This is a genomic window from Brevundimonas sp. KH_060 (assembly GCF_057838275.1).
Genome location: NZ_CM174463.1, coordinates 2907462 through 2931768 on the forward strand (window position 1 = coordinate 2907462; position 24307 = coordinate 2931768).

The window sequence follows — 24307 nt, forward strand, 5'->3', positions numbered from 1 at the left end:
GCTTTTAAATCATGCGACGAATTCGTCCATGAGCCAGGGGCTGGACGGAATATTAATGAGGGTGTCCTCAATTTTTCGCGCCACAGATAGATCGCCGATCCTCGCGCAACCTGCGAGATGCGGCAGATCCGGCATCAGCGTCCAGACAGGGCGAACTTCGATGCCGTCGGCTTTCAATGCCTCAAGCGTCGCGTCCCTCTCTTGACGATCGCGAACTCGAATAGCCTGCAGCCAGTAGTTGGACACTACGCCCTCCGGTTCGCTCACAAAGCTCACTTCGGACAGGCCCTGGAAAAGGGCGGCGTAGCGCTCGGCCAGGGCTCGCTTCGCAACTAGAAAGCGGTCCAACTGCTCCATCTGGGCTAGGCCCAACGCCGCATTAAGGTTCGGCAACCGGTAGTTGAAGCCCATTTCATCATGCAAGAACGACCATTGGTGCCGGACCCGCGCTGTTGTGGTCAGATGCTTCAGCCGCTGGGCCAGGGCCTCGTCGTTGGTGACGATGCACCCACCACCGCCGGTGGTGACGATCTTGTTGCCATTGAAGCTAACGGCAGCAGCGCGTGCCAGAGAACCTGCGGCGCGCCCGTCTCGACTGGACCCTAGGCTTTCGGCGGCATCTTCCAGCACAACGACCTGATGGGGTGCGCAAATAGCCTCGATGGCTGCGATATCGATAACATGTCCGAAGATATGCACGGGCAGGCAAGCCCGGACCCGACGCCCCTGAAACCAGGCTTGACCGTCGCGTAACTCGCACATCGCCAGGAATTCGGCGACAGCATGCGACGATAGCCCCAAAGTCTCTTCGTCGGAGTCCAGAAAGACCGGCGCGGCTCCTGTATAGAGGATGGCGTTGACAGTCGCGACGAAGGTCAGGGCCGGGCACAATACCAGATCGCCGGACTGCACATCCGCTGCATAAAGCAGCGCGTGGATGGCCGCCGTTCCGTTCATGGTGGCGATGCCGAACTGACACCCTGATCGCCGCGCTACTTCATTCTCGAATTTAGTTACATACTCGCCCACGGACGAGACGAAGGTGCTTTCCAAACAATCGAGAACATAGGCGCGTTCGTTGCCCCGAAAGATAGGACTGTGGAGCGGTACGCCACCCTGCAGACGAAGATCGTCACGCAGGAAGCGGCGCAGAGTGTCAGCTGCGGTTGTCATGAACTAATAAGATCTCAAACGTTGTACTGACCGGCCTTGTAGAGCTTCAGGTTCTCCGGATCGGTGAACCACTCGACAGTCTCACGCAGACCATTCTTGAAGCCTTCGATCCCACCATACTTCGGCGTCCAGCCGAGCAGTTCCTTGGCGCGCGAATTGTCGGCCCACAGACGTTCGACCTCACTGGCGGCCGGACGGACACGCGTCGGATCGATCGACACCTGTGGCTCCACGCCCACCACCTCGCAGATGGTTTTGGCCAGATCGCCGATCGAAATCTCGAAGTCCGACCCCAGATTGATCGTCGATCCCCCAGGCGCCTTGTTCATCGCCGCAATCATGCCGGCCGCCGTATCCTTGACGAAGTTGAAATCGCGCGTCGGGCTCAAGGCACCGAGCTGAATCACGCCCTTGTTGGCGATGGCTTGGCTGATGATGGTGGGAATAACCGCACGAGCCGACTGACGCGGGCCGTAGGTGTTGAATGGACGGCAGACAAAGACATCCGTCCCGAAAGAGCGGTGGAAGGAGAGAGCCATCTGGTCCGCGCCGGTCTTGGAGGCTGCGTAGGGGCTTTGTGCTTCCAGCGGATGGGATTCCGGAATCGGAACATACTGGGCCGTGCCGTAGACCTCGGAAGTAGAAGTGTGCAGCATCCGCGCGCCTTGGCTACGTGCGGCCTCCAGCATATTCAGCGTGCCGATAACGTTGGTCTCGACGTAGGAGCGGGGAGCTGCATAGGAGTAAGGAATGGCGATCAAAGCCGCTAAGTGGAACACTTGGTCGGCGCCCTTGACCGCAGCCATGCAGGTCGACAGGTCGCGAACATCCCCCGACTGGGTTTCGAAGTGCCCCTTGACGTCACTGTCGCAGCTATCGAGCCAACCGTCCGAATTGAACGAGTTATACAGCGTCATCGCTTTGACATCATATCCTGCGCGGACCAGCGCTTCCGTCAGATGCGAGCCGATAAACCCATCAGCACCGGTAACAACGACTTTTTTTGACATAAATTCCTCGGGAAGCACCTTTGGCGCAACTGTAGCGCACTAATCTGCGAGTTTTTACCTGAGATTGATCCAGAATCCCACACCCATGGCCAAACCGGGTTGAAGTTCTTCTGAGCGCCATCTACCCCTCCCCGGCTCGCTTCTACAGGATACGGCCATGCCTCTCCCCACCCGCCCGACTGTCCGCTTGATCGGCTTGGGCAATATCGGCTTTCGTCACCTTCAGGGGCTTGCGCCAATCGCCCGAGACATCCGCCTCGAAGGCTACGACATCGCCGAGGCCGCGCGCGAACGGGCTGCGGCCGAATGGTCGAGCTATACCGGGTCCGACGGCGAGTTCAGCAAGATACATGAACACCCTGCCGACCTCACGATCTTGGCGACATCCGCCTCCGGACGCGAGGCTATGATCCAGCAGGAACTGGCTCGCGGAACGCGGCGCCTTTTGCTGGAAAAGGTCGTCTTCACGGAACGAGCCGCATTTGAACGGACGCAAGCAACGCTGGAGGCCGTGCACGCTACGGCTTACGTCAACACCGCCCGTCGCCTTTGGCCCCTCTATCAGAAGCTAGCCCAGGACATCCGCATCTCGGGTCAACCAATTGCACTGACGGTTTCCGGAAAACACCTAGGCCTAGCCTGCAACGGCATCCACTTCATCGACCTCCTTCAAATGCTCTCGGGCGATTCGGAGGTGGTCGCTGTCGACGCCACCCTGTCCGAGCCTTGGCCATCCAAGCGAAAGGGCTATTTCGAAATCTGGGGCACCGTTCGCTTCCAAACCCCCAGCGGCTCCAGTCTGCTTCTATCGGTCACCGAGGACAGCCCCGAGGAGCCAGTCGTCGGCCTGACCCTGGGAGACCGCCACTTCACCCTTCTGGAAGGCACAGGGCAGGTCACCAACAGGGCCGGATCTGTCATCCAGGATCTCGGCCGGGCCCCTTATCAGAGTGAATTGAGCGCCCTCTACGCGCGCCCGATGCTGGCCGACCAATCGCCGATGCTGCCTGCCTTGGACGAAAGTGCAAAAGCCCACGAGGCGCTACTCGCCCTGCTGGAGCCCGCGTTCATCAGAACGGGCCTAGCGACCGACCAAGGCTTGCCCATAACCTGAAGACGCTCGGCGCTGGAAGCCCTAGCTGAAGGCGCAAAACCAACTTCAGCCATGCTTCTTAAAAGTCGGCTCCATCGGAGCCGACTTGATGCGCTGGATACCGCCCAGTCGACAGGGCATACTTCAGTGCTTGCTCAACCTACCCGCCTGCACCATCAATCCGATCGCAATCAAGGCGATACTGACCACGTAACAGTATACCAAAGACGATTCTGTCGATTGATAGGTTGTAAAGAACGCCGACCTCAAGGATTGAGTTGCATCGAACAGCGGATTCAACAACATCCATTTTGCAATGAAATCTGGTATCTGCTCGCTCACGAAGATAATACCGCCAGTATAGAAGAACAGCCTCACGATCCATGGCGTGAAGCGCACCAAGACCGGCACGTAGCTGATCAAGCCTCTGAAAATCAGCCCCGCAGCGATGGCGAAGAGGAACACGCCAAACCAGCTGGCGACAATGCCGGAGACGCTATCGATCTCGACGCCTCGCCCTGTCAACTCAATCAGGATCAGGAAGAAACAGAGCGACCACGTATAGAGGATCGCATAAGCGAGCGCGCGCGACAGTAGTACATCAATCATGCGTATCCGCGGGATGAGCATGAGGTTGGTCTCCACCGCCATGTTGGCGGTTCTAAGGACAATGATACGGAACATGAACCAAGCACCAACTCCGAGGACAACGAAAGGAAGTGTCTCCATGTCCATGATCGTCGTGGCGCCGATGAGGGTGTAGATACCGACAATCACGCTCATCTGAATTATCGGCTCGACAAATATCCACACCGCCGCAGCTGGCCCGATCCGACTGAGATGCCGCAAGAATCTAAGCGTCAAGGCGACGATCGTGCGCACTCGCCCAAGAGGTTGTGCCCTCGGCGCCGCCTTAAACACCGTCGACACTGACGGATCGGGCGGCGTCTTGTCGATCTTGACGCTTTCCGGCCGAAGTGTTTCCGCGAGATAGTCGCGCTCGAAATCCTTGATCGCCTGACGCAGCGCGCGCAGACGTTGCGCCAAGATCGAACGAAAACGGGGCTGCGTCTCCGCAATCTTGCGCTGCAGAGCTTCGGTGAGTTCCTTGTAGACGAGCTTTCGGTTCGACAACGTCGCCGCCTCGCTCGATTGGATCGCCGCACGGACCGTCTCGTATTCGCTCATCAGGCTTCCTTCAGCATGTCGCCTGCTGCGTTGCTTACCGTGCGGCCCTGCTGTCCGCCAGTGTCAGAACCGTATCGACGATGATCCGCGCAGCTTCGCCCGCCTGAAGTTGTGAGTTGCGCTCAAAAAATGCGGCGCGGCTATGGGACAATGCTTCAGATAACGGCCCCTTGTCGCGCAAGTCTTCCAGCAAGGCGATTGCCTGACCTACGGAAGCAGCCTTCACCGCCACTCCCAGGTCAGCGAAATCCAGCGGCAGCTGGACCCCGACATCGACGGTCAGGACGTCCTGCCCCCGCGCTGCCGCCCACATGGCCATGTTGCTGACCACTGTGGCGAGCACACCATAACGGGGGATAGCCTGCGTGGCCGCCCCCCGTTTAAGCACTGTGCCCCTCAGCTCTGGATACAGGGAAAGGACGCGCCTATAGGCTTCGATCTCTTGGTCGGTTTCATCCGGATGCGGGGCGATATCCAACCGGACCCCATGCGCATCACAAGCCGGCGCCAGCAACTCCACAGCGGCGAGACAGACCCCATCCAGAGGCTGCGATGCGAAAAGGACATCGCCATTGTCGATGGCCTGCTCAACGCTGCCGCTCCGCTCGTCCTGCCCAACTCGGCCGGCGAGGACGAAGCGATCGGCAGTCACGCCGAACCGGGTGGCGAAGATGTGCATCTGTTCGGTGTCCAGAACTGCCAGCTTTTCAGCTATAGGCGCAGGATCGCGCTCTGAAACGCCGATCATCAGGGTTTGAACCTCTATCGACGGCGCTTGCGCGGCTCGCGCAGCGGACACCAGTGCCCCACCGAAGGGCGACCCTACCGGCACGGAGACGACGGCACAGGCAGGGTTGCGCTCACAATGCGCTTCAAACGCCTGGATCAGGGCCAGGAGCGGCCCCAAGGACGCCGAGATAAACCCCCCCGTCGCTTCCAGAGCCGCCGCCTTGCGCGCCGGATTCAGATCCCCATCCAGCTTCGTCGACAGGGCTTGCAAAAGTCGAGCCCGCAAGGGCGCCAAACGGGGATTGAGACCAAAGGATCGTGGCTGGCGCAGAAGGTGCATTGAAGCGCCGTTGCGGCGCGCCCTTCGCCAGGCGCGGAACACGTTACGCGTCAGTCGCGTGTAGGGCTGAAGCAAAACAGCAGATCGAGAGCCCCCACGGCCCCGCAGTTCCGCGAGGACGGCCTCCGCCGTCGCGGCGTGGCGGAAGTCCCCCAAGCTGCGAAGGTCGGCCGCCACCATGATGGCAGGGCCAAGCCCTCGTAGAGGCGGCCGCCAACGCCCAATGGTCGCCGCCAGAGCCTCGATGCCGGCTCCTGGTTCGCTTCTGGTATCCTGGCGCCGTCGCTGCCGACGACGCGCCTCGGGGACGCAATCCGCGAACAGACGCTTCACCACCCTCCCGCGCATTCGCGCAGCGATCTCCATGTCCTCTACCGGCTGATCTCCTTCAATCAGAAGGACCAAACCTGAGCTTCGCTGCAGCGCCGTCTCGACGATCTCCAGGCGCCGGAGCCGAATCGCGATGTCCGTCTTCAGGCGCAGCGCAAGCGCCTCACGATGACGCTCAACTCGCTCGCCGAGCCTCGTTGGCAGTTCATCGACAATGCTCGCCAAGGCCACCTCAGTCGCCTGCTTGGCCAGTTTAAACCACCCCTCATGCAGAGTGCGCCGCTTGGGGTCGATGTAGCCCCGTCCTGCCGTCCCGGAAAAATCGATGACCTCAGCAGCTGCGCTGCCCAATTGACCGCCCAGCCGGGCACCTGGCCCGACGACGATCAACGCCGAACGATCCATTGAAAGGGCGGCGGCCACGGCCTCGGCGGAACGGCGCCCGAAGCTGAGTCGTCTCCAGGCCCCGCGACACCTCATGGGATAGACCAGAGCATCGGCGCTCGGACAGCGGACAATGCTGTCAAACAGGTCCTCGATTTTGGAATTCGGCGTCATGACTCATGTGTTCCGCTCCGCTTCGCCTTAGCGAAGTCGAGCAACCATTCCGACGTGCGTTCGGCGTTGCGCCCATCCAATCCGCCGAAATAGGTTGGCATCGACGCTATGGCCCGCGTCAGTTCACGTTCATAGGCTGCCGAATCCGTCAGCAATTGACGAGTCGTCAATGCCATCGCCTCCACCGAGGTCGCAGAAGCTGCAAGATTCGCATACTGCTCGAACCTCGCCGTTTCGTAAATCATGGATATTTCCGGGGTCCAGACGTTGACTGAGACCTTCCCAGCCAAGGCGGCCTCGGCGAACATGGACGAGACGCTCGACACGAAAACATCAGCTGCAGCAAGAAGCTGATGATTGTGCACACTGGCGACAGCCGCCGACAAAACACAGACATCAGGGTCCATTCGCGCGACCTCACGGGCGACGAAGGCCTGGTCGTCTGCCGGGTGAGGTTTCACCAGAACCTGCCCCCCAACATCGGCGGCGACTTGGCAGAGGGCCGCAAGGCAGGCGCGCCAGCTCTCAGGCGCCATGACGGCGCTGGCGGCAGTCTGTCCCGACCACAATCCCCATCGGCTCCGACATGTGCCTCCCCAGACGATGACGGGGCCTGTAAGCCGCAGCCCAAGAAGACGCCGGACCGTATCGATGTCTGTCTGTGTCAGCGCCCCCTCGTTGACGAAGGTGTCGGATCGCGCTCGACCAGCCGCGTGGACAACCATCTTGCTGTCCGGCAGACGCCTAGCGAGATGGCGAACCTGGTGCTCTCCCCAAACAATCAAGGCGTCTGGGCAGTTGTCGGTCTCTGGTTCCCCGTTCGGACGCGTCGCCATAAGAGAGAGCGCCATCTCGTCGCCAATCCCGAGTTTAATCGATGCCGTCCGCGCCCCGGTCTGGAAGGCGGCGCGATTGATCCATGGGCGAGATTCAAGCCTGCCAGCCGTGACGATGTCCGGCCGCAACAAGGCAAAAGCCTTGCCCCATGCCTCAGCCTGTGTCGCGGTCAACACCGCTAGGTCCAAAAGCATCCGGTTGAAGTAGTCGGCATATGGGCCGAACATGTCTACGCCATCCACTCGCATCGCTCGGCGGAAGCCCGGGTCCCGGGTCAACTTGTTCAAGGCATGAGCATAGCGTGTGCGGGTGGGGGCACGCAGTTGAGACGCCCACCCTCCAAAGTCTGCCAACGTCAACTCCGCAACATGCGATGGCCAACGATCCGCATAGCCTTTGCCTTCGAAGACCGGCCGAGGACTTTCCCAAATGATAGTCAACCGCCAGTTCCGGCGGACGCACGCCTCAGCCAGAGCGTCGGGCATGCCCTCGCTGTATTCATCAATGAGGACAGGCCGCCCCCGGGCACGGCTGACCAACCAGTGCGCACCTCTTTGACCGCGGCTGATCAGCACGACGTGGCCGTCATAGTCACGGATCCGCTCCCGGACTTCAGCCTCCTGAGCCACCAGCCGAGCCTCGACTTTTCGATAGGCCTCGCGACGTCGGTAGAAGCCTAAGGGCAGGTGAGGAAATAGGGCATCCAGATTTGGCCGGTGCCAAGATCGTGAGGGTGCAACCGGCGCCACAGCGCATGCATCGTCCCAGGATTGTGCGTCAGGAACGGCCAGCGCCAGTTGTTCTCGCATCAACGGAGCCTGCCAGCCCGCATCTGGCCCATTCCCCAGCAAGGCCCAAGCCGCGGGCTTTTCGGCATCAACGACAGCGCGCGTCAATCTCACGGTCCGCAGACAAATCTGAACATAGGGTCCAAGAGCCGTCAGCCAAGCCCACACCGGCACCGGATATTCTGGACCTGCGCTCCAGTCCGCCAGCGATTTGCCGGACTTCAAGACGGTCGAGGGGAGCCGGCGCAACCACTCCAGAACATCGGCATGGACGACATCCATCTGGGCCGCGCCCAAATAATCCATCGGCTGTGCGACTCGGACGTCGATGATCTGCAGTTGCGGCTCAATCTCATAGGCGGCGCGCACGAGCCGGGGACTGAACCCCGCCTCGCGGCAACGGACGATAAAGCGCTCCGCCGCCGCCACATCGTCGGCGATCAGAAATCCAACTGCGACGCGCGAAGTGTCCTGAGAACTGTTGATAATATAATTCCGTCAGTGACCGATCGTCTGCGTCCGCAGCATCGGGGCATATATGGCGGCAAGCCTGTCGCGATGCTGCTGGATGGTCAGTAGCAGCTCCGCGTCTTCCCCTGTGAGGAATGCGCGCGTCTGGCGGAACAGACCCGGCTTGAAGCGCGTGTCCAGATCATCTTCCGCCGGTTGAGGTTCGACCGCGAAGGAGCCGCGATTCTGAACCTGAAGTTGCTCCATCGGTTTAAGGACGAAACGACGCCTGCGGCTGCTGATCTCGATCATCCACCGACCCGGAGCGTCCCAATCGGCCATGTAGGAGAACAGGGCGCCCGTTTCAGTGAGGCCGTGCCCTGCGAACCGCGCCGCCCGCGGGTGCCAGTCCAGCGCGCCCTCGACCTGAGTGCTCCATTTCGTCGGTTCGCCAGCCAGCATGAACGCAGTGTCAATGACATGGGTAGAGTTGGCGAGAAGCCACTCGTTCAGCACTTCAGAGCGATGACCGATCTTCACGATCGCGTCAGAGGCTTCCGTGAAATCGAAGGTCATGGAAACGGCGCCTCCGTCTTCCGCCAGCCCCCTTCGTGCGGCCAGAACTGATCCATAAAAGCGGCGATTATAGGCTAGCCAGACCTCAGCGCCGTGGCCCTCCGCCAGCGCCGCAGTTTCAGCAATCTCGGTAAAATTGAGCCCGCCCGGCTTCTCGACAAGGATTCGACGGCAACCTGCGCGGATCAGTTCCTGGAGCGTACCTGTCAATTCGGCGACGTCGATGGCGACTATGGCGCTGGTCGGTGCGGTTCCGGCCCGGTTCAGGTTGGCCGATACTCCGCCCGCCATGGTCGGCAAGCCGGTCGCCGCCGCGAACCGCGCGGCAGAGGCTTCACCGCGGCAAACGACCATGGGATTGGCTCCGAGTTCGGCCAGGACAGCCGCGTAAGCGGTCGCCATTCGCCCCGCACCGATAAGCCACAGTTGCTCACTCATGATCACCTCGAAAACTTGAACTCGGTTTTTCAGTCGCGAGGTTGCCCGTCAAGCGTTTACTGGACAAAAGCGTCACTTGACTATGTCGAACGCCTTGCACTACCGACATAGGAAGATCGTAGGAGAGGCTTTGTGTTGGCGAAACCCCGAATTATCGCCATTGTGCCGGCGCGAGGCGGCTCCAAGGGCCTTCCCGGAAAAAACGTTCGCCCATTGCTCGGCAAGCCGCTGATCGCATGGACGCTCGAAGCCGCCGCTGCCTCCGCCTATCTCGACAAGATCATCGTCAGCACCGACGATGACGCCATCGCCCAAGCAGCCGCGGAGGCTGGCTTTCCACCGCCCTTCCGCCGCCCGGTAGATCTTGCAGGCGACAAATCATCCGTCGTCGACGCAACCATCCATACCCTCGAGACCCTGGGAGAGTCCTGGGACTATGTGGTCTTGCTGCAACCGACATCACCCTTGCGCCTTACCGCCGATATCGACGCGGTGATCGAGAAATGCCTCACCGAAGATGCGCCTGCGGTCGTGACGGTGTCGCCTCTGCCGAAGCCCAAGAACTTTCTCTGCGCGATCAGTCCGACTGGTGAGCTTGACCGGTTCAACGGAGACGGTAGCGAAATCATGATGCTCAACGGCGCAGTCTATATCATTCGCGCCGATGCCCTGCTGGAACAGAGGAAGTTCACGCCCGAGGGCACTCTGGCCTTCACCACACCGTTCGAACGCGCCTGGGACATCGACTCACTTTACGATTTCATCGCTTGTGAAGCCTTGGCTCCGAAGATTCTCGCTGGAGAACCCGCCGTGCTCAACGCCGTCCGCAGTTAATGGTCAGGCGTTCATCGCCCCTTCGCTTCATCGATAAAGGTCGCCATTGCGACCGCCGCTCCCGACACGATGAGCGGATTTTCAGCTAGGTAGCGGCGACGGGATGCATCGAGCGCCATGGCCTCGGGTGCGTCCTCGGCACAAGCCTGAAGAACACCCGCCAGGCCCTCCACAGAACTAACCTGTAACGCCAAGCCCATGCGAGCATAGGGTACCGGCGGGGAACACGTATTGCTCCAGTATACAACCGTGCGGATGTCAGCCACCGCAGCTTCAAGAACCAAGTTGCTAAACCCGGCCACCAAGAGATCTGTTTCCCTCAGAGAGCCGCCAAAGTTCAAGGACACGCCCGCCTTCGCGGCCGCTCCCTTGTAGGCTTCCAGGCGCAACGCTCCGTCCGCAGGATGCGGGCGCAAGGAAAGCCGCCACGGCCGACTCAACCGTTTCAGCGCCGCGACCAAGGCATTCAAACGCTCCTCCGCCCCGCACCAAGGCTCAGGTTGACTGGCAAGGACGACACGCAAGACCCCATCAGCCGCAACCACGCGGTCGTTCGGAGTCGCCTCCGCGCGCCGGAGCGACCCGCCGACGCGGATTGCTTTAGCCGGAAGATCAAACAGTCCTTGCACCTGCTGGGCCGAGTATGTGTCCAGGGCATGAAAATAATCCACCACCGGAGCCCGATAGCGCGGCATCTCGCTGAAATAGACCACCTGCGGCTCATGAACGACGGCACCCGCCGCTCGAAGGTTCCGCGCCATGATCTGGAGTGGCGGGTGACGCGTGGGCATCACCACGCCAAAACGCGGCTTCAAGCACCGAACCGCCAGACGAGTCGCTTCATCAATCAGCATCAGTTGAGGAAGATCGACACTCACAAAACGGCTCACGATACGAGCGAGCTGAACCGAAATATCGCTCGCCTCCATCTCCAGCACTTGTTCAAGGCGGCGGCGATCCGGGCCGCCCCAAGCCTGAGCTGCCGAAGCATCCACTACGGCGCTGAAACGAACCTTCCCGACGCTAGCCGCGATCATGTCCGACAGGTCCACCGTCTTTTCGCCAAGGACAGCGTGCAACTGGGCCGCAGCCGGCTCGTAGAGCCTGCGCCCGACCGACGCCAGAACTCCTTCGCAAGGCAGGTGCTGATAGGGCGCGATAAGACTCTCCGCCATCTCCATCATGTCGTTTTCCGACCGCGACACTGAAATCATGGCTAGATCGCGCGTGGGGCGATCTCGACGCCGCAGGCTGGACAGCGTCGCAGCCTCCTCCATTATCAGGAGTCGTACGGACGTCTCACGACGCCTCAAAACGGCGCGAACAGAGTCGCGCACCTCGACCGTCGGCGCAACAAGCAGCATGGCTGTAGGGTCGAGATCGTCCAGTAGTTTGACGAACGCATGCTGGGTCCGAAACCAGGCGAAAAGCTTGTCGCTGAGCGCCAGTTCGGCTGCCGCCCAATGGATAAATGCGCCGCGTTCCGATACGCCGCGAAACACCTCCTCGGCGAGCGCATCGCGGGCGACCGAGTCCGCAATATCAGACAGGGCCTCGTGCACGGCATTGTTGAGATCAGAAGCGCTCTCGAAGGAATTGCACACCGTCGTCTGGATTAGCGCCGGTTGCTGGGCGGCCTGCCGCATCCAATTAGTGGTGGACTCATCCGTCGGACGATAGGAACAAACCTTGATGCTGGCGCCTTCCGGCAGAATTTTCGCCAGTTGGGCAAGTTCCGTCTGGGGCGAAAGCACCGCTAGGAAGCGGCCCGCCGCCGCTTCCTCCACCGCGCGGACGCTCTGAGCGGGGGTGCCCGTTTCGAGGAAGTCATCTTGCGGTAAGGCCGCGCAGGCGGCCCTTACAAGCTGCGCTTCCAGCATCTTCGGACATTGCGTCTGCACGGCGTAAAGCGCACGTCGCCGCTCGCTCCAGTCAGCGCGAGCGGGTATGGTCAGGCAAGCATCAACCGCGATAGCGCCAGGCACGCCGTCTTTAACGTAAACTCGGAGCTCGCGCCTAAGGGTCCGGGCAGCATCGGGATCCCTCAAGGTTGCAAGGAAAGCCACAAGGATCGGCGACCAAGTCGACGTATCCAAAGTGGCTACATGACGCGCGAAAAGCTTGGACGTGACGGAGACCCGCCCTTCCGCCGTTGCTGTCCGCATGAGTTCGCCAAAAGCGGCCATATCGGTCAGCTCGAGAGCTCGCACTCTATCCGCCGCGCGAGCAGCCTGATCGGCTCTGCCAGCACGAAGATGGCGCAGCGCGACTTGAAGCCTACGCGGCGTTCGCAGTCGGCTGTCGAAATACTGCCTGATCTGGTGTGCGATACGAATGATGAAGTCGCCTTAGGCTGGATCCGCCAGTAAAGCTCCTGACCGAACCTCCAAATTCAACGCTCCTCGAACAATATCCTCTACGGTCTCCCCGGCTGTCAGATCACGGAGCTCCGGATTCTTGTCGAAATAGGCCTCACGCTTGGTGCGTAGCTCGGCGCGACAGCCCTCGTCAGAGAGCAGCGCATGCAACTTGACGACGACATCCGCCTCACTGGTCGCCCGCAGAGCAACACCGAGACGAGCGAGATCTACGACGTAGTCAGATCCCGTAAGATTGATCGACAACACGGCTCGGCCCATAACTGCCGCTTCCAACCCGACGTTCGAAAACTGCGTCACCACCAAATCGGCCGCCTTCATGAGAGCGTAGACATCGCCCTCGCGCTGGACCATGACGTCTCCGGTCGCCTCGGCCCGCACCATAGCCTGAATGACGTCGACCGCCTCGATCGGCGTGCGAGGATGAAGCTTCACGATCAGCAGGCTGTTATCGACAGTGTTCGCCGCCCGCACGATCATCCGAATGATCTCATCGCCTTCGGCGCCCTGTCCGTGCTGGGCCCCAAAAACAATCACCGGTCTTTTGTTAAAGACTCCCTGAGCCGCGCGCGCCTGCTGGACAGTCATATCCCTAACGCGCGCCAATTGTTCGCCGATCATAAGCGAACCGATACGCTTGATGGCCTGCCGTTTGGGGGGGGCCTTGGCGGCGTAAACGGCAAGCTGATCCTCGGTCAGGCCGCCATAAATATCGGCCATGCTGGCATGATAACGAGGATGCGGGGAGATAAAGAAGGCTTGAAGATCCAGTGTGGGGATACCAAGTGCGCGTGCGATCATGGTCGTCGAACGCGCGCTAACCATGCGCCCCGGCATGGTGATAACCAGGTCAATCCCCTCCGTCACCAACAGGTTGCGTAACGCCTGTGCCTGAGCAATCTCATGCGCTAGCCCCAGCGGAATACTGTTAACGAAACGCGACGCATTGCAGAGGAAGAAGATATCCGCTCGGGAGGCAGTCCAGTTCGCCCTGATGGCGTCGAACATCCGGCGCGTTGGCGCCTTCATCGCGGTCTGCAAAGCGACGTCCGGTGCTAAACGAGGCGTCAGATGGTCATGCCGGATGAGGGTGGCGGCAGCGAACTTTTCCCCCCCGCTGGCCGCACCATTATAGACACGCACGTCCATAAAGCCCGCAAGCCGTTTGTACAGGGCCACCGAACTCGTAAAATAGCTGCTATCACCCAGGCTTGTCAGGAGGAGCGCTCGCTTCTGCGGAGCCTTATGACATGCCCCCTCCGCCTCCCGACCAGCGTCGCGCGAAACAGGAAGCCAATCCGCCATTTTCAAGGCTCGGGGCTTTACATTCTTTAGCGCGGATGAAGTCAGATTCAGGACGAGCTGCTCGATCTTCATTGCTTCGCCCGTCCAAGCGTCCCGTAACACATTCAATGCCGCTGCCTTGCGAACATTGAACATCACTAGAACATTCCTGAAGCCCATAGACTTTAGGAAGAAGGCGATCTGCATCCCGTTGATATAGTGAACGTCATCAACTACCACCGTGATCCGCGTGATCTTGCGGCTCTTCAAGTGCTCGTAGAGTTTCATCGACTGGCTGATACTGGGGAAGATGCGATCCTCGACCAGAAGACGCACCACCTCGGCCTCGAATGAGCCCTGCTTTGGCGCCTTGCCGAACAGGCCTTCGGTCATCACTTTGGAAATCTCGATTGCTAGAGCCGCGCTAGCATAATCTGCCGCCGAGTTAACCCCGAAGCCGACATCGCCGACCGTTTGCGGCGCGCCGGCGTCCTTCTCACTCTTTGACGCGAGGCCTACGCGAAGTTCCTCATAGTCGACACCCTTCTCACCGAACCGGCCAGCAACCGCCTTATCAAGTTCCGCCAGTGTTAGGACGACCTGTGTTTTTGAGATGGCCTTCTCGGCGGCCGCTGAACGAACGGGAGGATTGATCGTCTCCATATCCTCAACGGCATAGACACCCCAGAGCGAGATTCGCTTCCGGAATGCGGCAAGCGCGGACTCGTCGTCCACATATTTCTCAAGGTGACGAAGAAGCGTTTCTGCGGCCCGCGTCCGCTGCGCGTGGTCCGTTGAAGTCGTCGCCCATCTAGCCATGGCCCCGCCCAGGGAGCGATGGATCTGGTCTAGGCGCGAAAGGACCAGGTTCCAGTCCACCTGTGGCGAACGCGCGCCCTCGTCCAGATAAATTTCCACAGCGTTGGAAACCAGTTCGGTATGGACGACCGCTTTCAGGTGCTGCGTCACCACAAGCCGAAGCGCTCTGTGCCGATCATCCATCGCGGCGGCGAAGAAGAGACGCATGGCATGCGCCAGCTCCAGATCTCCGAAAGCGGCCGCATCGATCCTAACAGTTTCCGGAATACGGTTCAGTGCCCGCGCGATCTCCTGCACAGTCAGGTTCGCGCCTTGCGGACTCCCTAAATCCACAAGAGCATCGGCAAAGAGCTTGCGGCGCACCTTGCTTTCCACCACCCGAGAGAAATAACGGCCTTGGGCGGGGCTCGACTCGCTCAGCGCAGCGACCAGGATCTCAGCTTCGCGTAGTCGCGCAATACGCTTCATTTCCGTGTAAAAAGCCCAGATCCAACGTGCATTCAGTTGAGGCCATCCGGCCTGGACCCGGAGAATGAACCTAGCCGTAAGCGCGGGTGACAACGCTCGCACAAGACGCACCGATCTCGCCGACCGGGCCATCGGATCAGAAGCGCTCGTCGCCTGAATGAGCAGCGCGTGCCAACTGGCCTCCCCGGCCTTCGTCTCAGGCGAGGATATATCCAGAATGGCCTCGATCGCCCCTTTGGTAGATTGAGAGACGACGCGGGCGTTCTGATCTTCGTTCGACAGAGTCGCGACGATAAGGCGAAGCGCCCGGTCCAGATTAACGTGCGCGGACGGATCTAACGCGAGCAACTTGGCCCACACCCTCACCTGAAGCTCAGGGTAGCCCGCGCGGCCAAGGGGATTGAGCAATGCCCGCATTTTGGCGGTATCACAGGCCGTGCAATGGGATATATAGTCGTCCAAGCCATGCAGAGCCTGAAAATCACCGGCATTGGCTGCAGCCAGCAAGGGCTCGATATCGATCGGATTGGCGGGCGCGACTTCCAAAGCCACTGCACTCGCATCCGTCTTCGACTTCTTCCCGAAGAACCCTTTTAGACCAGCACGCCATTTAGAAACCGAAGCGAGAGTCATTTTCCGTCAGGTCCCAAACCTGCGGAGTGCGTATGCGCCCCAGCGGCGCCTTTGAGTACGAGCTCCGCGAGGAAGTCCGCGCAGTGTCTATGACCTTCTGAATTGTAATGATAATTGTCCTGCGTGAAGCACGCCGTAGGGTCTTCTCGGGCCCAGATATAGTCGTCCGCGTCGGCGAACACGGCACCATCCTCTTCGGCGACTCGTTTCATCACAGCGTTGTAGTCCATGATGTTCAGGGTCAGCGGCACATTAGCCAGCTTGCCCCCTCTTTTCGACGGCGTGACGATACCGCAAACCATAACCAAGGGGGCGAGCTTGGACGCCATACGCACAGCATCACGCATCCCCGCTTCGAAGCGGTCGATCTTGACGTATACGGAGTTGTGCCGATCCCCCACCAAGGCTTGGCGGTAGGCCCCCGCGATGGTCACCATGCCCTCTGCCGCGTCATCTCCACGCGCGGCGCGAACAGCACGTACGTCGCTGGCGCCGAACACCCGAGGGGCGCAATCCACGATGCCCACCTGAACCACCACGGCTTCAAACGCGCCGGCCTGACTTTCCAAGGCCGAAAGCGCGTCGATCACAGTGCGGCCTCGTCGACAATCAGGGGCCACGCCAAGACGCCCCCCCGACCTAGCGGTCAACGCTTGATGCAAGCGGTAGGGGTAGCTTTCCTCCAATCCGACACCCGTACTCTCACGCGGCAAGGCGATCGAATCCGAAACGATGAGGACCTTGCGCTGATTGGTCGGCGCATCTCCCGTTGCAGCCGCAAAATCGAGAAGATAGCGCGCGCTTTCCGCCTCGCGCAGATCGCCGGGAACAAGCGCCGCATCGGTTTGCTCGCCGGCATGATCGGCCAGAGTCGCAACGGGTTTCTGTCCTGTCGGAACGCTCGCCACATACTGGCGGCATTCATCTAGCAAGGCTCGGAAGAGCGTCGCCCCTTTCAAAACATTGCCGTCTTCAAAGGCCTCCTCGATCGCAACTACGTTCGGATCCGTCGAGCGACTCACCAGTTCTCGGCGAAGCTTGCTCCACATCGTCCGAGTTTGCCCTTTGACCTCCTCCGCCCTAACGCCAAGGATGATTAACCGGGCTTCGGCGCGTCCAGCCTCACCTCCTCGGACAAGGCAATCTGCCTTCAGAACGGCCCGTTCCGGCTGGCGCGCTGCCCGCGCAAATTTCGGCGCGCTCAACACCTCCAGAATCTGCTGATAGCTGCCGTTCCGATGCAGGGAGTTGAGGACCTGGGAGACGATCCCTTCATCATCCCCATAGCGGTCAAGAATCATAAGCAGAAGCTCGGCCGCCGCAGCCGTACGCCGCTCCAATCGAAGCTGCCGAACTTTTTCCATAGCCGCTTCCGCGTCGGACAACAGCGCCTCACGTTGATCCGCGTCGAGATCCAGTGGTGCCGATCGATGCGCAATCGCTTCGCGCCGGGCGTCTGGGACGACAGGATCGGGCCTTTCACTTCCCGCCTGCCCGGCTTTGCGCAACAGGTTGCCAACAAGAGCTTCGATGGCGGGCAAGCGTTTCGCAGCCACCCCGGTTACACGCGCCATGGGCGTCTGGGCCAACAGGGCCGCACTCTCGGCGGGGCGACCCAGCTTCACCAGCGCTTCAGCCATCAAAACCATAGCGGAGGGGGACCGGCCGATCGCATCACGCGCAACTGCGCCTTCGGCCAAGTTGAGCATGGCCTCCCAGCGGCCAATACGGTGCAACAGATTGAAGGCCTTCAACTGGAGCGCAGCGTCATCAGGAAAGCGCTCAGCTAGTTGACGGATCAATCGTTCGGCGAGTTTCAGATCCTTCATCAGGCGTGCGCGGTTGATTTCCTCAAGCGCCAAGGCCAAACCGTCATCGGTCGTCGCTTCCATGCCTGTTTCGCGTTTGGATTGATCGTCAGTCAGCATCGCGCGCTCCATTGCCAACGCCCGGAGGCCTTACTGCGCATGGCATAGGCGCTTCGCGGCGATGCGCCAAGATTGTCGCCAAGTTTCATTTTTTGCCCATGAGCTCGATTCGGAATATCCCCGAACCATGATCGAATCTGAAAGATGTATCGCCGTTATTCCTGCGCGTGGAGGGTCCAAAAGCGTTCCGCTGAAAAACCTGCACCCGCTAGGAGGGCGCCCACTATTGGAATGGCCGATCAGGGTAGCCCAGGCGACACCCGAGATCGACCGCATCATCGTTTCGACCGATCACGACCAAATCGCGGAGACGGCCCGGGCCGCCGGAGCGGAGGTCAGCCTGCGCCCCGAGCATCTATCCGGCGATACTGCTTTACCGGCCGACATGCTCCGCCACCTGATCGTTTCGCTGCGAGAAGAAGGCGAAACGGCGCGCTATCTGGTTCTTCTAGAGCCCACGGCGCCGTTTCGACTGCCACAGGATGTTTCAGCCTGTCTGAAACTCTTGCACGAGAACCGGCTGGATTCAGTGGCGACCTTCATGGAGGCCCACCTCAATCCCCACCGAGCTTGGACCATTCAGGACGGCAAAGCTCAACCGTTCATCCCCGGCTCGGTACCCTGGCGTCCCCGCCAGAGCCTGCCTCCCGCGCATCAGCTCAACGGCGCAGTCTACGCCTTCGTAGCGGATGAACTGAAGCCGGAAACCCCGGCGGTCCTGTTCGGGAAATCAGGAGCCATCATAATGGACAAGAAGCGGTCCTTCGACATCGATGACGCTCAGGATTTCGCGATCGCCAATGCCCTCCTGGCTGCTGGTGCCGTTCCACTGGGCGAGTTCGCATGAGGCTGCGTCTCGGCGTAATCGGCTTCTCGGAGGGCAACGGCCATCCGTTTTCCTTCTCGGCGATCGTTAACGGCTATGATGACGCCGCCTTCGCCGCATGCGGCTGGGACGGAATCCATACCTACCTCAAAAGGCGCGAACCGGAGGCTTTCGGGTTCGACGGCGTCAACGTCTCCGCCTGTTGGATGCCTGACGCCGACATGGCCGCCGGCCTAGCAGCGGCCTGCAAGATTGCAACGGTTTGCGAATCTCCGAACGCCATGCTCGGCATGGTGGACGCCGTGTTGATCCTGCGAGACGATGCTGAAAGCCATCTGCCGATAGCCCAGATGTTCCTCGATGCGGGCTTGCCGGTCTTCGTCGACAAACCCCTTTGCCTGGATCACGAAACGCTTGCGCTTTTCGAGCCTTATCTGAGATCCGGGCAACTGATGTCGTGCGCCGGTCTGCGCTTCGCCGGCGAATTAGACGCCTGGCGCGCCGCCCCTGAACAATTCGGCGACATCAAGCTGATCCGCGGCGCCGTCGTAATCGATTGGCCGCGCTACGGCATCCATATGCTGGAAGCGGCCATGGGCGCCCTGCACGGCCAGGTCCAGCCAGTCGCCATCCGCCGACATGAGGCCCGGCACGACAGCTTAGCGATTCGACTGGCCTCTGGAGCAGTTTTCCGGGTCGATGCTCTGGGCGTTGCAGCCAAGGCCTTCCGGCTAGACGTTTTCGGCAGCTTGGCGCATGGAGCCGTAGACATGACTGACAATTTCACCGCGTTCCAGCGCGTGCTCGCGGCCTTCATCCAGCAGGTCCGTACCGGCCGCCCGGCCATCCCCCCCGAGGAGACTTTGCTGGTCATCCGCACCATAATCGCTGGCTTGGAGGCCCTGCCCGGCGGTCCGGAGGTCGACATCGCCCCTCCTCTCGACGCCAAGCCCGAAGTAAAATATCCGTAGGCGCCGACGAGGTCGATAGCCCTCTAGAGACCGTCGAGATCATAGAAGCGTTTGCGGCGAAGCCCGACGAAATCGACCGTCCGCAGGATGTCGACAATGCGTGCGCTGGCATGGCCGTCCCCCATCGGGCTGACCTGATCGCGAATGGACCAGCGGAAATCGTCGCTGATGCCCTTCGCGATTGCATCACGGATCGCTACAACGTCGGCTGGGACGTCAATGATGCTGTCAGCGCGCAGGCGTCCCGCCTGACGTTCGCCGATATTGACCGTGGCGACTTTATGGACCGGCGCCTCAATCACGCCGCTGGAGGAATTGCCGATAACGGCGGCCGCCGCCGACAGCGCCCAAGCATATCGCTGACGGCCCAGGGATTCGACCGCAAAGACACGACCAGGTTGAGACGCGACGTGGGCTGCGATGGCCTGACGGATCACCTGATTGCCCTCGTCTGCGTTCGGCAGAGTGTAGAGCACCTTCAGAGCAGGGAAGGCGTCGAGCGCCTCTCGTAGCGCCGCCATCTGCCGCTCCGCCGGCACGACGCCAAGCGTTTCGGGATGAAAGGTCGTCAGCAGGAAGCCTGGCGTCAGGTCCACCCCGACCGCCTCGCTAACCTCCTGGATGGTGCGAGTTCCTTCAGAGAGCAGATTGTCGAGCCCTGTGGAGCCGACCGTAAAGACGCGATCTGGGTCTTCTCCCATCTGCAGAATTCTCTGACGATAAGGCTCGGCGGCCGTAAAGTGCAGCGCGGCTAGCTTGGTGACGGCGTGTCGCACCGCATCATCCACCGCGCCTTCGGTGAGGTGCCCCCCCTCAAGATGCACGATAGGGATACGCAACGCCATAGCGGCGGCGGCGGCGCCCAGAAGTTCAGTGCGGTCACCCAGCAGAAGGATGGCGTCTAGCTTGCAGGCGTCAAAAGCCTGAGCGCAGCCGTCTACGGCGGCGGCCAGTGTGCGGGCTACAGAAAGCCCATCGTCGCCAGGCTGCTGGATCGGCACACGCGCCGCGATGGGCTGGCCATCCTGTTCGATCTCGTTCACCGTCATCCCATGCTCTGCAGAGAGATGAGCGCCGCTGACGATCAATGCCGTTTCAAAATGATCCGAAGCACGCAGGGCGACAATGACAGGATACAGAAGACCGTATTCGGCGCGCGTAGCTGTGAAAACGCCGATGCGTGGCTTGTTCTCGCTCATCGTCGGCTGACGTATCCGCCAGCGGGAAGGTCAGCCGTCGCAACCGCCCCTGCCGCGACGACAGCGTCTGGACCTATCCGTATGCCCTGCAACACGGTAGCGCCCGCGCCGATGTAGGCACCTACGCCGACCTCGACGCCGCCGCACAGAACAGACCCCGGCCCCACCATAGCGTGGTCGCAAACCACGGTATCATGGTCCACGCAGGCCCCGGTGTTGATCATAGCGTTACGGCCGACACGCACATTCGGCTGAAGAATGGCGCCGGCGATGATCTGAGCTCCGTCTTCCAATTCGACATCCGGCGCCAAGATGACGCCACGTCCGATAATCGGCGGGAAATGAAAACCACGCGCAATGTAGTCCTCATAGACCTTTCGTCGCAGGGCAGTGCCTGACGCCCCCTTGTTGGGCGTGCCGCCGAGACCCAGCGCCGCCTCAAGACCGTTCGGAAAACGTTCGAACGCGGCTTCATCGTCACCGACATAAAGAACGTCGGGAAGATTTGGTACCGTGCGCGCTGTAACGCCGAGACAGTAACGCCCCATAGCCAGAAGGCCGTCTAAAACAACGCGGGCATGACCTCCGCCCCCAATAAGAAGAACAGAACGATTCACGGCTGGATTAACTCATCTGCAGCAAAATCCCGGGAGGCGGGCTGGCCCAAGTACTCGAAAAAGGCCATAGGAGGAAGACCTCCTCCCGCGCGTTTGACCGTCAAATTTTGTTCGGTGAACCGTTCACCCTCAACGATGTCGACGGCAGCGACCAAGCTCTTGCGGGCCACCCTAATATTGGGAATCTCAGAAGGCTGAGGCCGCTTGACACCGTCGCCCATGGCCCGACCGATGCGCGCAATGCCTTGGACCATGGCCTTCAGCTCGTTAGGTTCCAGCGAGGCCTTGTGATCCGGCCCCTCCATGTCGCGCGACAGGGTGAAGTGTTTTTCAATCGCAGTCGCTCCGAGCGCTGCAGCGGCCAAGGAGATATCGATCCCCGGCGTATGGTCAGAATAAGCGGGCAAGACGCCGAACGCTGCCGCATAGGTGTTCATCACCCTGAGGTTCACATCTTCATAGGGCGCGGGATACTCGGTCGTGCACTGCATAACGGTCACCTTGGCCAGCGCCGCCCGCGCTTCAGCCGAGGCGTAGGCTTCGGCGAAGGCCGCGCGCGACGGACGCACCTCCGATCCCGCCAGCATACCGAAGGCCACCACGGACAAAGCACCTTCGACCTCAGACAGGGTCGCCATACCGGTCGAAAGGATCATCGGCAGGCCCAGGCGCGCAAGGCCCAGGAGCATCGGCGCATTGGTCATTTCACCCGACCCGACCTTGATCCGCTTCACGCCCATCGTATCGACAAGGAAACGCGCCGACTCGATATCAAAGGGGGTCGAGAGGAACTCAATGCCCAAGGCATCGCAGCGATCCGAAAGTAGGCGATGGTCGTCTTCGGACAGTTCCAGCGCCTGCAGCATCTTCAACTGGGTGTTGCCAGCATCGAAGTTGCGCCTCTGATAGTCCGCGGTCGGTGCCTTGATCGTGACCAGCTTCTTGGCATCAAAAGTTTGGAACTTAACGATATCGGCGCCGGCAGCGGCGGCCTCCTCAACAAGCTGGAGAGCCAAATCCATGTTTCCGTTATGGTTGACCCCCGCCTCGGCGATAACAAGGCAACTCGAGGAGCCCTCTGGCTTCACCACGCTGTCCATCCTCCATCTACATTAATGATCTGACCGGTCACATAGGCCGACATGTCGGACGCCAGAAACAGGGCAACGCCTTGAAAATCATCCGGAGACGCCATCCGCCCGAGCGGAGTCCGGGCGACATATCGCTGCTGGAACGCCGCGTCCTGGCCGCGTTCAACGCCCCCAGGCGAAAATGCGTTCACACGGATATCGGGTGCTAAGGTCGTAGACAGCCAACGCGTCAGCTGCATCAAGCCTCCCTTAGAAGCTGCATAGCCCGCCGGGTTTCCAATCTGAGTCCCCGCATAGAGAGACCAGTCAGGACCAACCAGACCATAGATAGATCCCACCATGATCACCGAACCACGGCCAGAGGCGCGAAGCGCCGGAGCCAGCCTTTGCGTGATAGCGAAGGGAACCGCCAGATTGATGTTCAGGGCATTATTGAACAATGCCAGTGATTGGGTCTCAAAGGTCGTGCTCCAGCCTTGGTCAGCAGACGTACCAACAAAGGCTGCATTGTGGACCAGAACATCGATTTTCGGCGACCGCTCCAAAACGCCCGTCAGCGCGATCTCTAGCGCAGACAGGTCTGTCAGGTCGCAAACAACTTGAGAAACTCCCTCTTCGGCAGCCTCGTCAAATCGCAAGTCGAGTTGAATGACTTTCGCACCTGCCCGAAGATAGATCGCGGTCATGGCCCGACCAATGTAGCCGCCGCCTCCGGTGATTACGCAGGTTCGGCCTTGCAGGTCCCAAAGATCGGCCAACTTTGTCTCGCTCTGTACCGGTAAGGCGGAAAACGTTATTCTAACGGAGCAAAGTTCTCTCCTGAAATTGGAGCGAACACCGACCAAAAAACTACTTTCAGCGCAAAGCTTTTGGTTACCAGATGGCCCAGCCGCCATCAACACAGATGTTCTGGCCCGTCATGTAGCTCGATGCATCCGAACAAAGAAGGGCGGCGGCGCCCTTGATCTCATGAGGCTTCCCGATCCGCTTCAACGGAGCCTTTGCACTCAAGCGTTCAATGAACTCGGGAGCCTCGGCGATGGTCGAGGGATAAGGGAAAGGACCAGGACTGATACAATTGGCACGAATACCGTCGGGGGCCAGAAAGCTGGCCAGATAACGGGTGAACTGCAGCACCCCCGCCTTGGCCGCGCCATAACTTGGCGGGTTGGCGTAGCGCTTGCCGTCGTAGAGTCGATAATCGGGAGCAACATGGCCATACATGGAGGCAATGTTCAGAATGACGCCTTGAGTCTCTTTCAAGGCTGGGATGGCAGCCTTAACCACTCGAAACACCCCATTCAACGACATGTCAATATCGTAGCTCCAGTCCGCCTCGTCAATCGTTTCCAAGCTATTCTTGGCACCCGACCATGCACAGTTGACCAAGACGTTCATCGCCCCCCCTTCAGTAAACGTCTTGATGCAAGCCTCAACCGAAGCTCCATCCAGCAGGTCGATTTTCAGCGCCTCGTGACCACCGGGAAAACGGGCCTTCACTTCTTGAACGAAAGCGCGGCACTTCTCCTCGTCCCGACTAGCCACAACCACGTCAGCCCCCATCTCAGCAAGGGCTTCCGTGATCTGAGAGCCGAGAAGCCCCGCCCCCCCCACGACGAGCGCGCGGCGCCCCTTGAGAGAAAAAAGATCCGACAGATCGGGGGTATTCATGGCATGTCCTGTCAGGCTCCAACGCATGGAGCCCTCCTAGTCGGATTGAAGGGGGCAAGGCAAGAGCAGCCCCCCCTT

General features: G+C 60.4%; 18 protein-coding genes. 4 read left to right on the top strand and 14 right to left on the bottom strand.

Annotated elements, in window-relative coordinates; translation table 11 throughout:
* Positions 1 to 9 precede the first annotated feature (9 nt).
* The gene (locus AC3IPP_RS14410; protein ID WP_489149466.1) at positions 10 to 1173 is read right to left on the bottom strand and encodes a LegC family aminotransferase; all 1164 of its coding nucleotides are present in this window, start codon (positions 1171 to 1173) and stop codon (positions 10 to 12) included.
* Between the two features lie 14 nt (positions 1174 to 1187).
* Entirely contained in the window at positions 1188 to 2183 is a 996-nt protein-coding gene (locus tag AC3IPP_RS14415) for an SDR family NAD(P)-dependent oxidoreductase (protein WP_489149467.1), read from the bottom strand.
* Positions 2184 to 2340: 157 nt separating this feature from the next.
* Here AC3IPP_RS14415 and AC3IPP_RS14420 point away from each other — a divergent pair, with 157 nt between their 5' ends.
* Entirely contained in the window at positions 2341 to 3297 is a 957-nt protein-coding gene (locus AC3IPP_RS14420; RefSeq protein ID WP_489149468.1) for a Gfo/Idh/MocA family oxidoreductase, read from the top strand.
* Between the two features lie 123 nt (positions 3298 to 3420).
* Here the strand turns inward: AC3IPP_RS14420 and AC3IPP_RS14425 are convergent, their stop codons facing one another.
* From AC3IPP_RS14425 to AC3IPP_RS14440, 4 genes are all read right to left on the bottom strand, one after another.
* Positions 3421 to 4464: an ABC transporter permease gene (locus AC3IPP_RS14425; protein WP_489149469.1), complete on the bottom strand. Its 1044-nt coding sequence runs from the start codon at positions 4462 to 4464 to the stop codon at positions 3421 to 3423.
* A gap of 34 nt (positions 4465 to 4498) precedes the next feature.
* Positions 4499 to 6421, bottom strand: a complete 1923-nt coding sequence (locus AC3IPP_RS14430) for a hypothetical protein (protein WP_489149470.1) — start codon at positions 6419 to 6421, stop codon at positions 4499 to 4501.
* Positions 6418 to 8415 carry a hypothetical protein gene (locus AC3IPP_RS14435; RefSeq protein WP_489177418.1) on the bottom strand — a complete coding sequence of 666 codons (1998 nt, stop codon included), beginning with the start codon at positions 8413 to 8415 and terminating at the stop codon, positions 6418 to 6420. Before AC3IPP_RS14435 ends, AC3IPP_RS14430 begins: the two co-directional genes overlap by 4 nt.
* 129 nt (positions 8416 to 8544) lie before the next feature.
* Positions 8545 to 9510 carry a Gfo/Idh/MocA family oxidoreductase gene (locus AC3IPP_RS14440; protein ID WP_489149472.1) on the bottom strand — a complete coding sequence of 322 codons (966 nt, stop codon included), beginning with the start codon at positions 9508 to 9510 and terminating at the stop codon, positions 8545 to 8547.
* 132 nt (positions 9511 to 9642) lie between these two features.
* On the opposite strand from AC3IPP_RS14440, the gene AC3IPP_RS14445 reads away from it, so the two are divergent.
* Positions 9643 to 10344: an acylneuraminate cytidylyltransferase family protein gene (locus AC3IPP_RS14445; RefSeq protein WP_489177419.1), complete on the top strand. Its 702-nt coding sequence runs from the start codon at positions 9643 to 9645 to the stop codon at positions 10342 to 10344.
* Between the two features lie 11 nt (positions 10345 to 10355).
* Here the strand turns inward: AC3IPP_RS14445 and AC3IPP_RS14450 are convergent, their stop codons facing one another.
* From AC3IPP_RS14450 to AC3IPP_RS14460, 3 genes are all read right to left on the bottom strand, one after another.
* Positions 10356 to 12554 carry a hypothetical protein gene (locus AC3IPP_RS14450; protein ID WP_489177420.1) on the bottom strand — a complete coding sequence of 733 codons (2199 nt, stop codon included), beginning with the start codon at positions 12552 to 12554 and terminating at the stop codon, positions 10356 to 10358.
* Between the two features lie 138 nt (positions 12555 to 12692).
* Positions 12693 to 15926: a hypothetical protein gene (locus AC3IPP_RS14455; protein WP_489149476.1), complete on the bottom strand. Its 3234-nt coding sequence runs from the start codon at positions 15924 to 15926 to the stop codon at positions 12693 to 12695.
* Positions 15923 to 17854 (bottom strand): SGNH/GDSL hydrolase family protein, encoded by a 1932-nt coding sequence (locus tag AC3IPP_RS14460; protein ID WP_489149477.1) that lies wholly within the window; start codon positions 17852 to 17854, stop codon positions 15923 to 15925. The genes AC3IPP_RS14455 and AC3IPP_RS14460 overlap by 4 nt, the downstream gene beginning before the upstream one ends.
* 127 nt (positions 17855 to 17981) lie before the next feature.
* Here AC3IPP_RS14460 and AC3IPP_RS14465 point away from each other — a divergent pair, with 127 nt between their 5' ends.
* Positions 17982 to 18701, top strand: coding sequence for an acylneuraminate cytidylyltransferase family protein (locus AC3IPP_RS14465; protein ID WP_489149478.1), 720 nt, complete (start codon positions 17982 to 17984; stop codon positions 18699 to 18701).
* Positions 18698 to 19651: a Gfo/Idh/MocA family oxidoreductase gene (locus AC3IPP_RS14470; protein ID WP_489149479.1), complete on the top strand. Its 954-nt coding sequence runs from the start codon at positions 18698 to 18700 to the stop codon at positions 19649 to 19651. The genes AC3IPP_RS14465 and AC3IPP_RS14470 overlap by 4 nt, the downstream gene beginning before the upstream one ends.
* A 23-nt stretch (positions 19652 to 19674) precedes the next feature.
* On the opposite strand, the gene neuC is transcribed toward AC3IPP_RS14470, so the two are convergent.
* The 5 genes from neuC to AC3IPP_RS14495 all read right to left on the bottom strand — a co-directional run bounded on the left by neuC (position 19675) and on the right by AC3IPP_RS14495 (position 24256).
* Complete coding sequence (gene neuC / locus AC3IPP_RS14475; RefSeq protein WP_489149480.1) at positions 19675 to 20850, bottom strand: UDP-N-acetylglucosamine 2-epimerase; 1176 nt, start codon at positions 20848 to 20850, stop codon at positions 19675 to 19677.
* The gene (locus tag AC3IPP_RS14480) at positions 20847 to 21467 is read right to left on the bottom strand and encodes an LbetaH domain-containing protein (protein WP_489149481.1); all 621 of its coding nucleotides are present in this window, start codon (positions 21465 to 21467) and stop codon (positions 20847 to 20849) included. Before AC3IPP_RS14480 ends, neuC begins: the two co-directional genes overlap by 4 nt.
* Positions 21464 to 22567 (bottom strand): N-acetylneuraminate synthase, encoded by a 1104-nt coding sequence (neuB, locus tag AC3IPP_RS14485; RefSeq protein WP_489149482.1) that lies wholly within the window; start codon positions 22565 to 22567, stop codon positions 21464 to 21466. Before neuB ends, AC3IPP_RS14480 begins: the two co-directional genes overlap by 4 nt.
* Entirely contained in the window at positions 22552 to 23316 is a 765-nt protein-coding gene (locus tag AC3IPP_RS14490) for an SDR family oxidoreductase (protein ID WP_489149483.1), read from the bottom strand. The genes neuB and AC3IPP_RS14490 overlap by 16 nt, the downstream gene beginning before the upstream one ends.
* 115 nt (positions 23317 to 23431) lie before the next feature.
* A complete protein-coding gene (locus tag AC3IPP_RS14495; RefSeq protein WP_489149484.1) occupies positions 23432 to 24256 on the bottom strand; it encodes an SDR family oxidoreductase in 825 nt (274 codons plus the stop codon).
* Between the last annotated feature and the right edge of the window lie 51 nt (positions 24257 to 24307).

Bases quoted from the DNA above. Each gene is read 5' to 3' on its own strand.
- AC3IPP_RS14470 (WP_489149479.1), top strand. From the start codon at position 18,698: ATGAGGCTGCGTCTCGGCGTAATCGGCTTCTCGGAGGGCAACGGCCAT.
- AC3IPP_RS14420 (WP_489149468.1), top strand. From the start codon at position 2,341: ATGCCTCTCCCCACCCGCCCGACTGTCCGCTTGATCGGCTTGGGCAAT.
- neuB (WP_489149482.1), bottom strand. From the start codon at position 22,567: ATGGACAGCGTGGTGAAGCCAGAGGGCTCCTCGAGTTGCCTTGTTATC.
- AC3IPP_RS14455 (WP_489149476.1), bottom strand. From the start codon at position 15,926: ATGACTCTCGCTTCGGTTTCTAAATGGCGTGCTGGTCTAAAAGGGTTC.
- AC3IPP_RS14415 (WP_489149467.1), bottom strand. From the start codon at position 2,183: ATGTCAAAAAAAGTCGTTGTTACCGGTGCTGATGGGTTTATCGGCTCG.
- neuC (WP_489149480.1), bottom strand. From the start codon at position 20,850: ATGAGCGAGAACAAGCCACGCATCGGCGTTTTCACAGCTACGCGCGCC.
- AC3IPP_RS14460 (WP_489149477.1), bottom strand. From the start codon at position 17,854: ATGCTGACTGACGATCAATCCAAACGCGAAACAGGCATGGAAGCGACG.
- AC3IPP_RS14425 (WP_489149469.1), bottom strand. From the start codon at position 4,464: ATGAGCGAATACGAGACGGTCCGTGCGGCGATCCAATCGAGCGAGGCG.
- AC3IPP_RS14410 (WP_489149466.1), bottom strand. From the start codon at position 1,173: ATGACAACCGCAGCTGACACTCTGCGCCGCTTCCTGCGTGACGATCTT.
- AC3IPP_RS14430 (WP_489149470.1), bottom strand. From the start codon at position 6,421: ATGACGCCGAATTCCAAAATCGAGGACCTGTTTGACAGCATTGTCCGC.
- AC3IPP_RS14495 (WP_489149484.1), bottom strand. From the start codon at position 24,256: ATGCGTTGGAGCCTGACAGGACATGCCATGAATACCCCCGATCTGTCG.
- AC3IPP_RS14465 (WP_489149478.1), top strand. From the start codon at position 17,982: ATGATCGAATCTGAAAGATGTATCGCCGTTATTCCTGCGCGTGGAGGG.
- AC3IPP_RS14440 (WP_489149472.1), bottom strand. From the start codon at position 9,510: ATGAGTGAGCAACTGTGGCTTATCGGTGCGGGGCGAATGGCGACCGCT.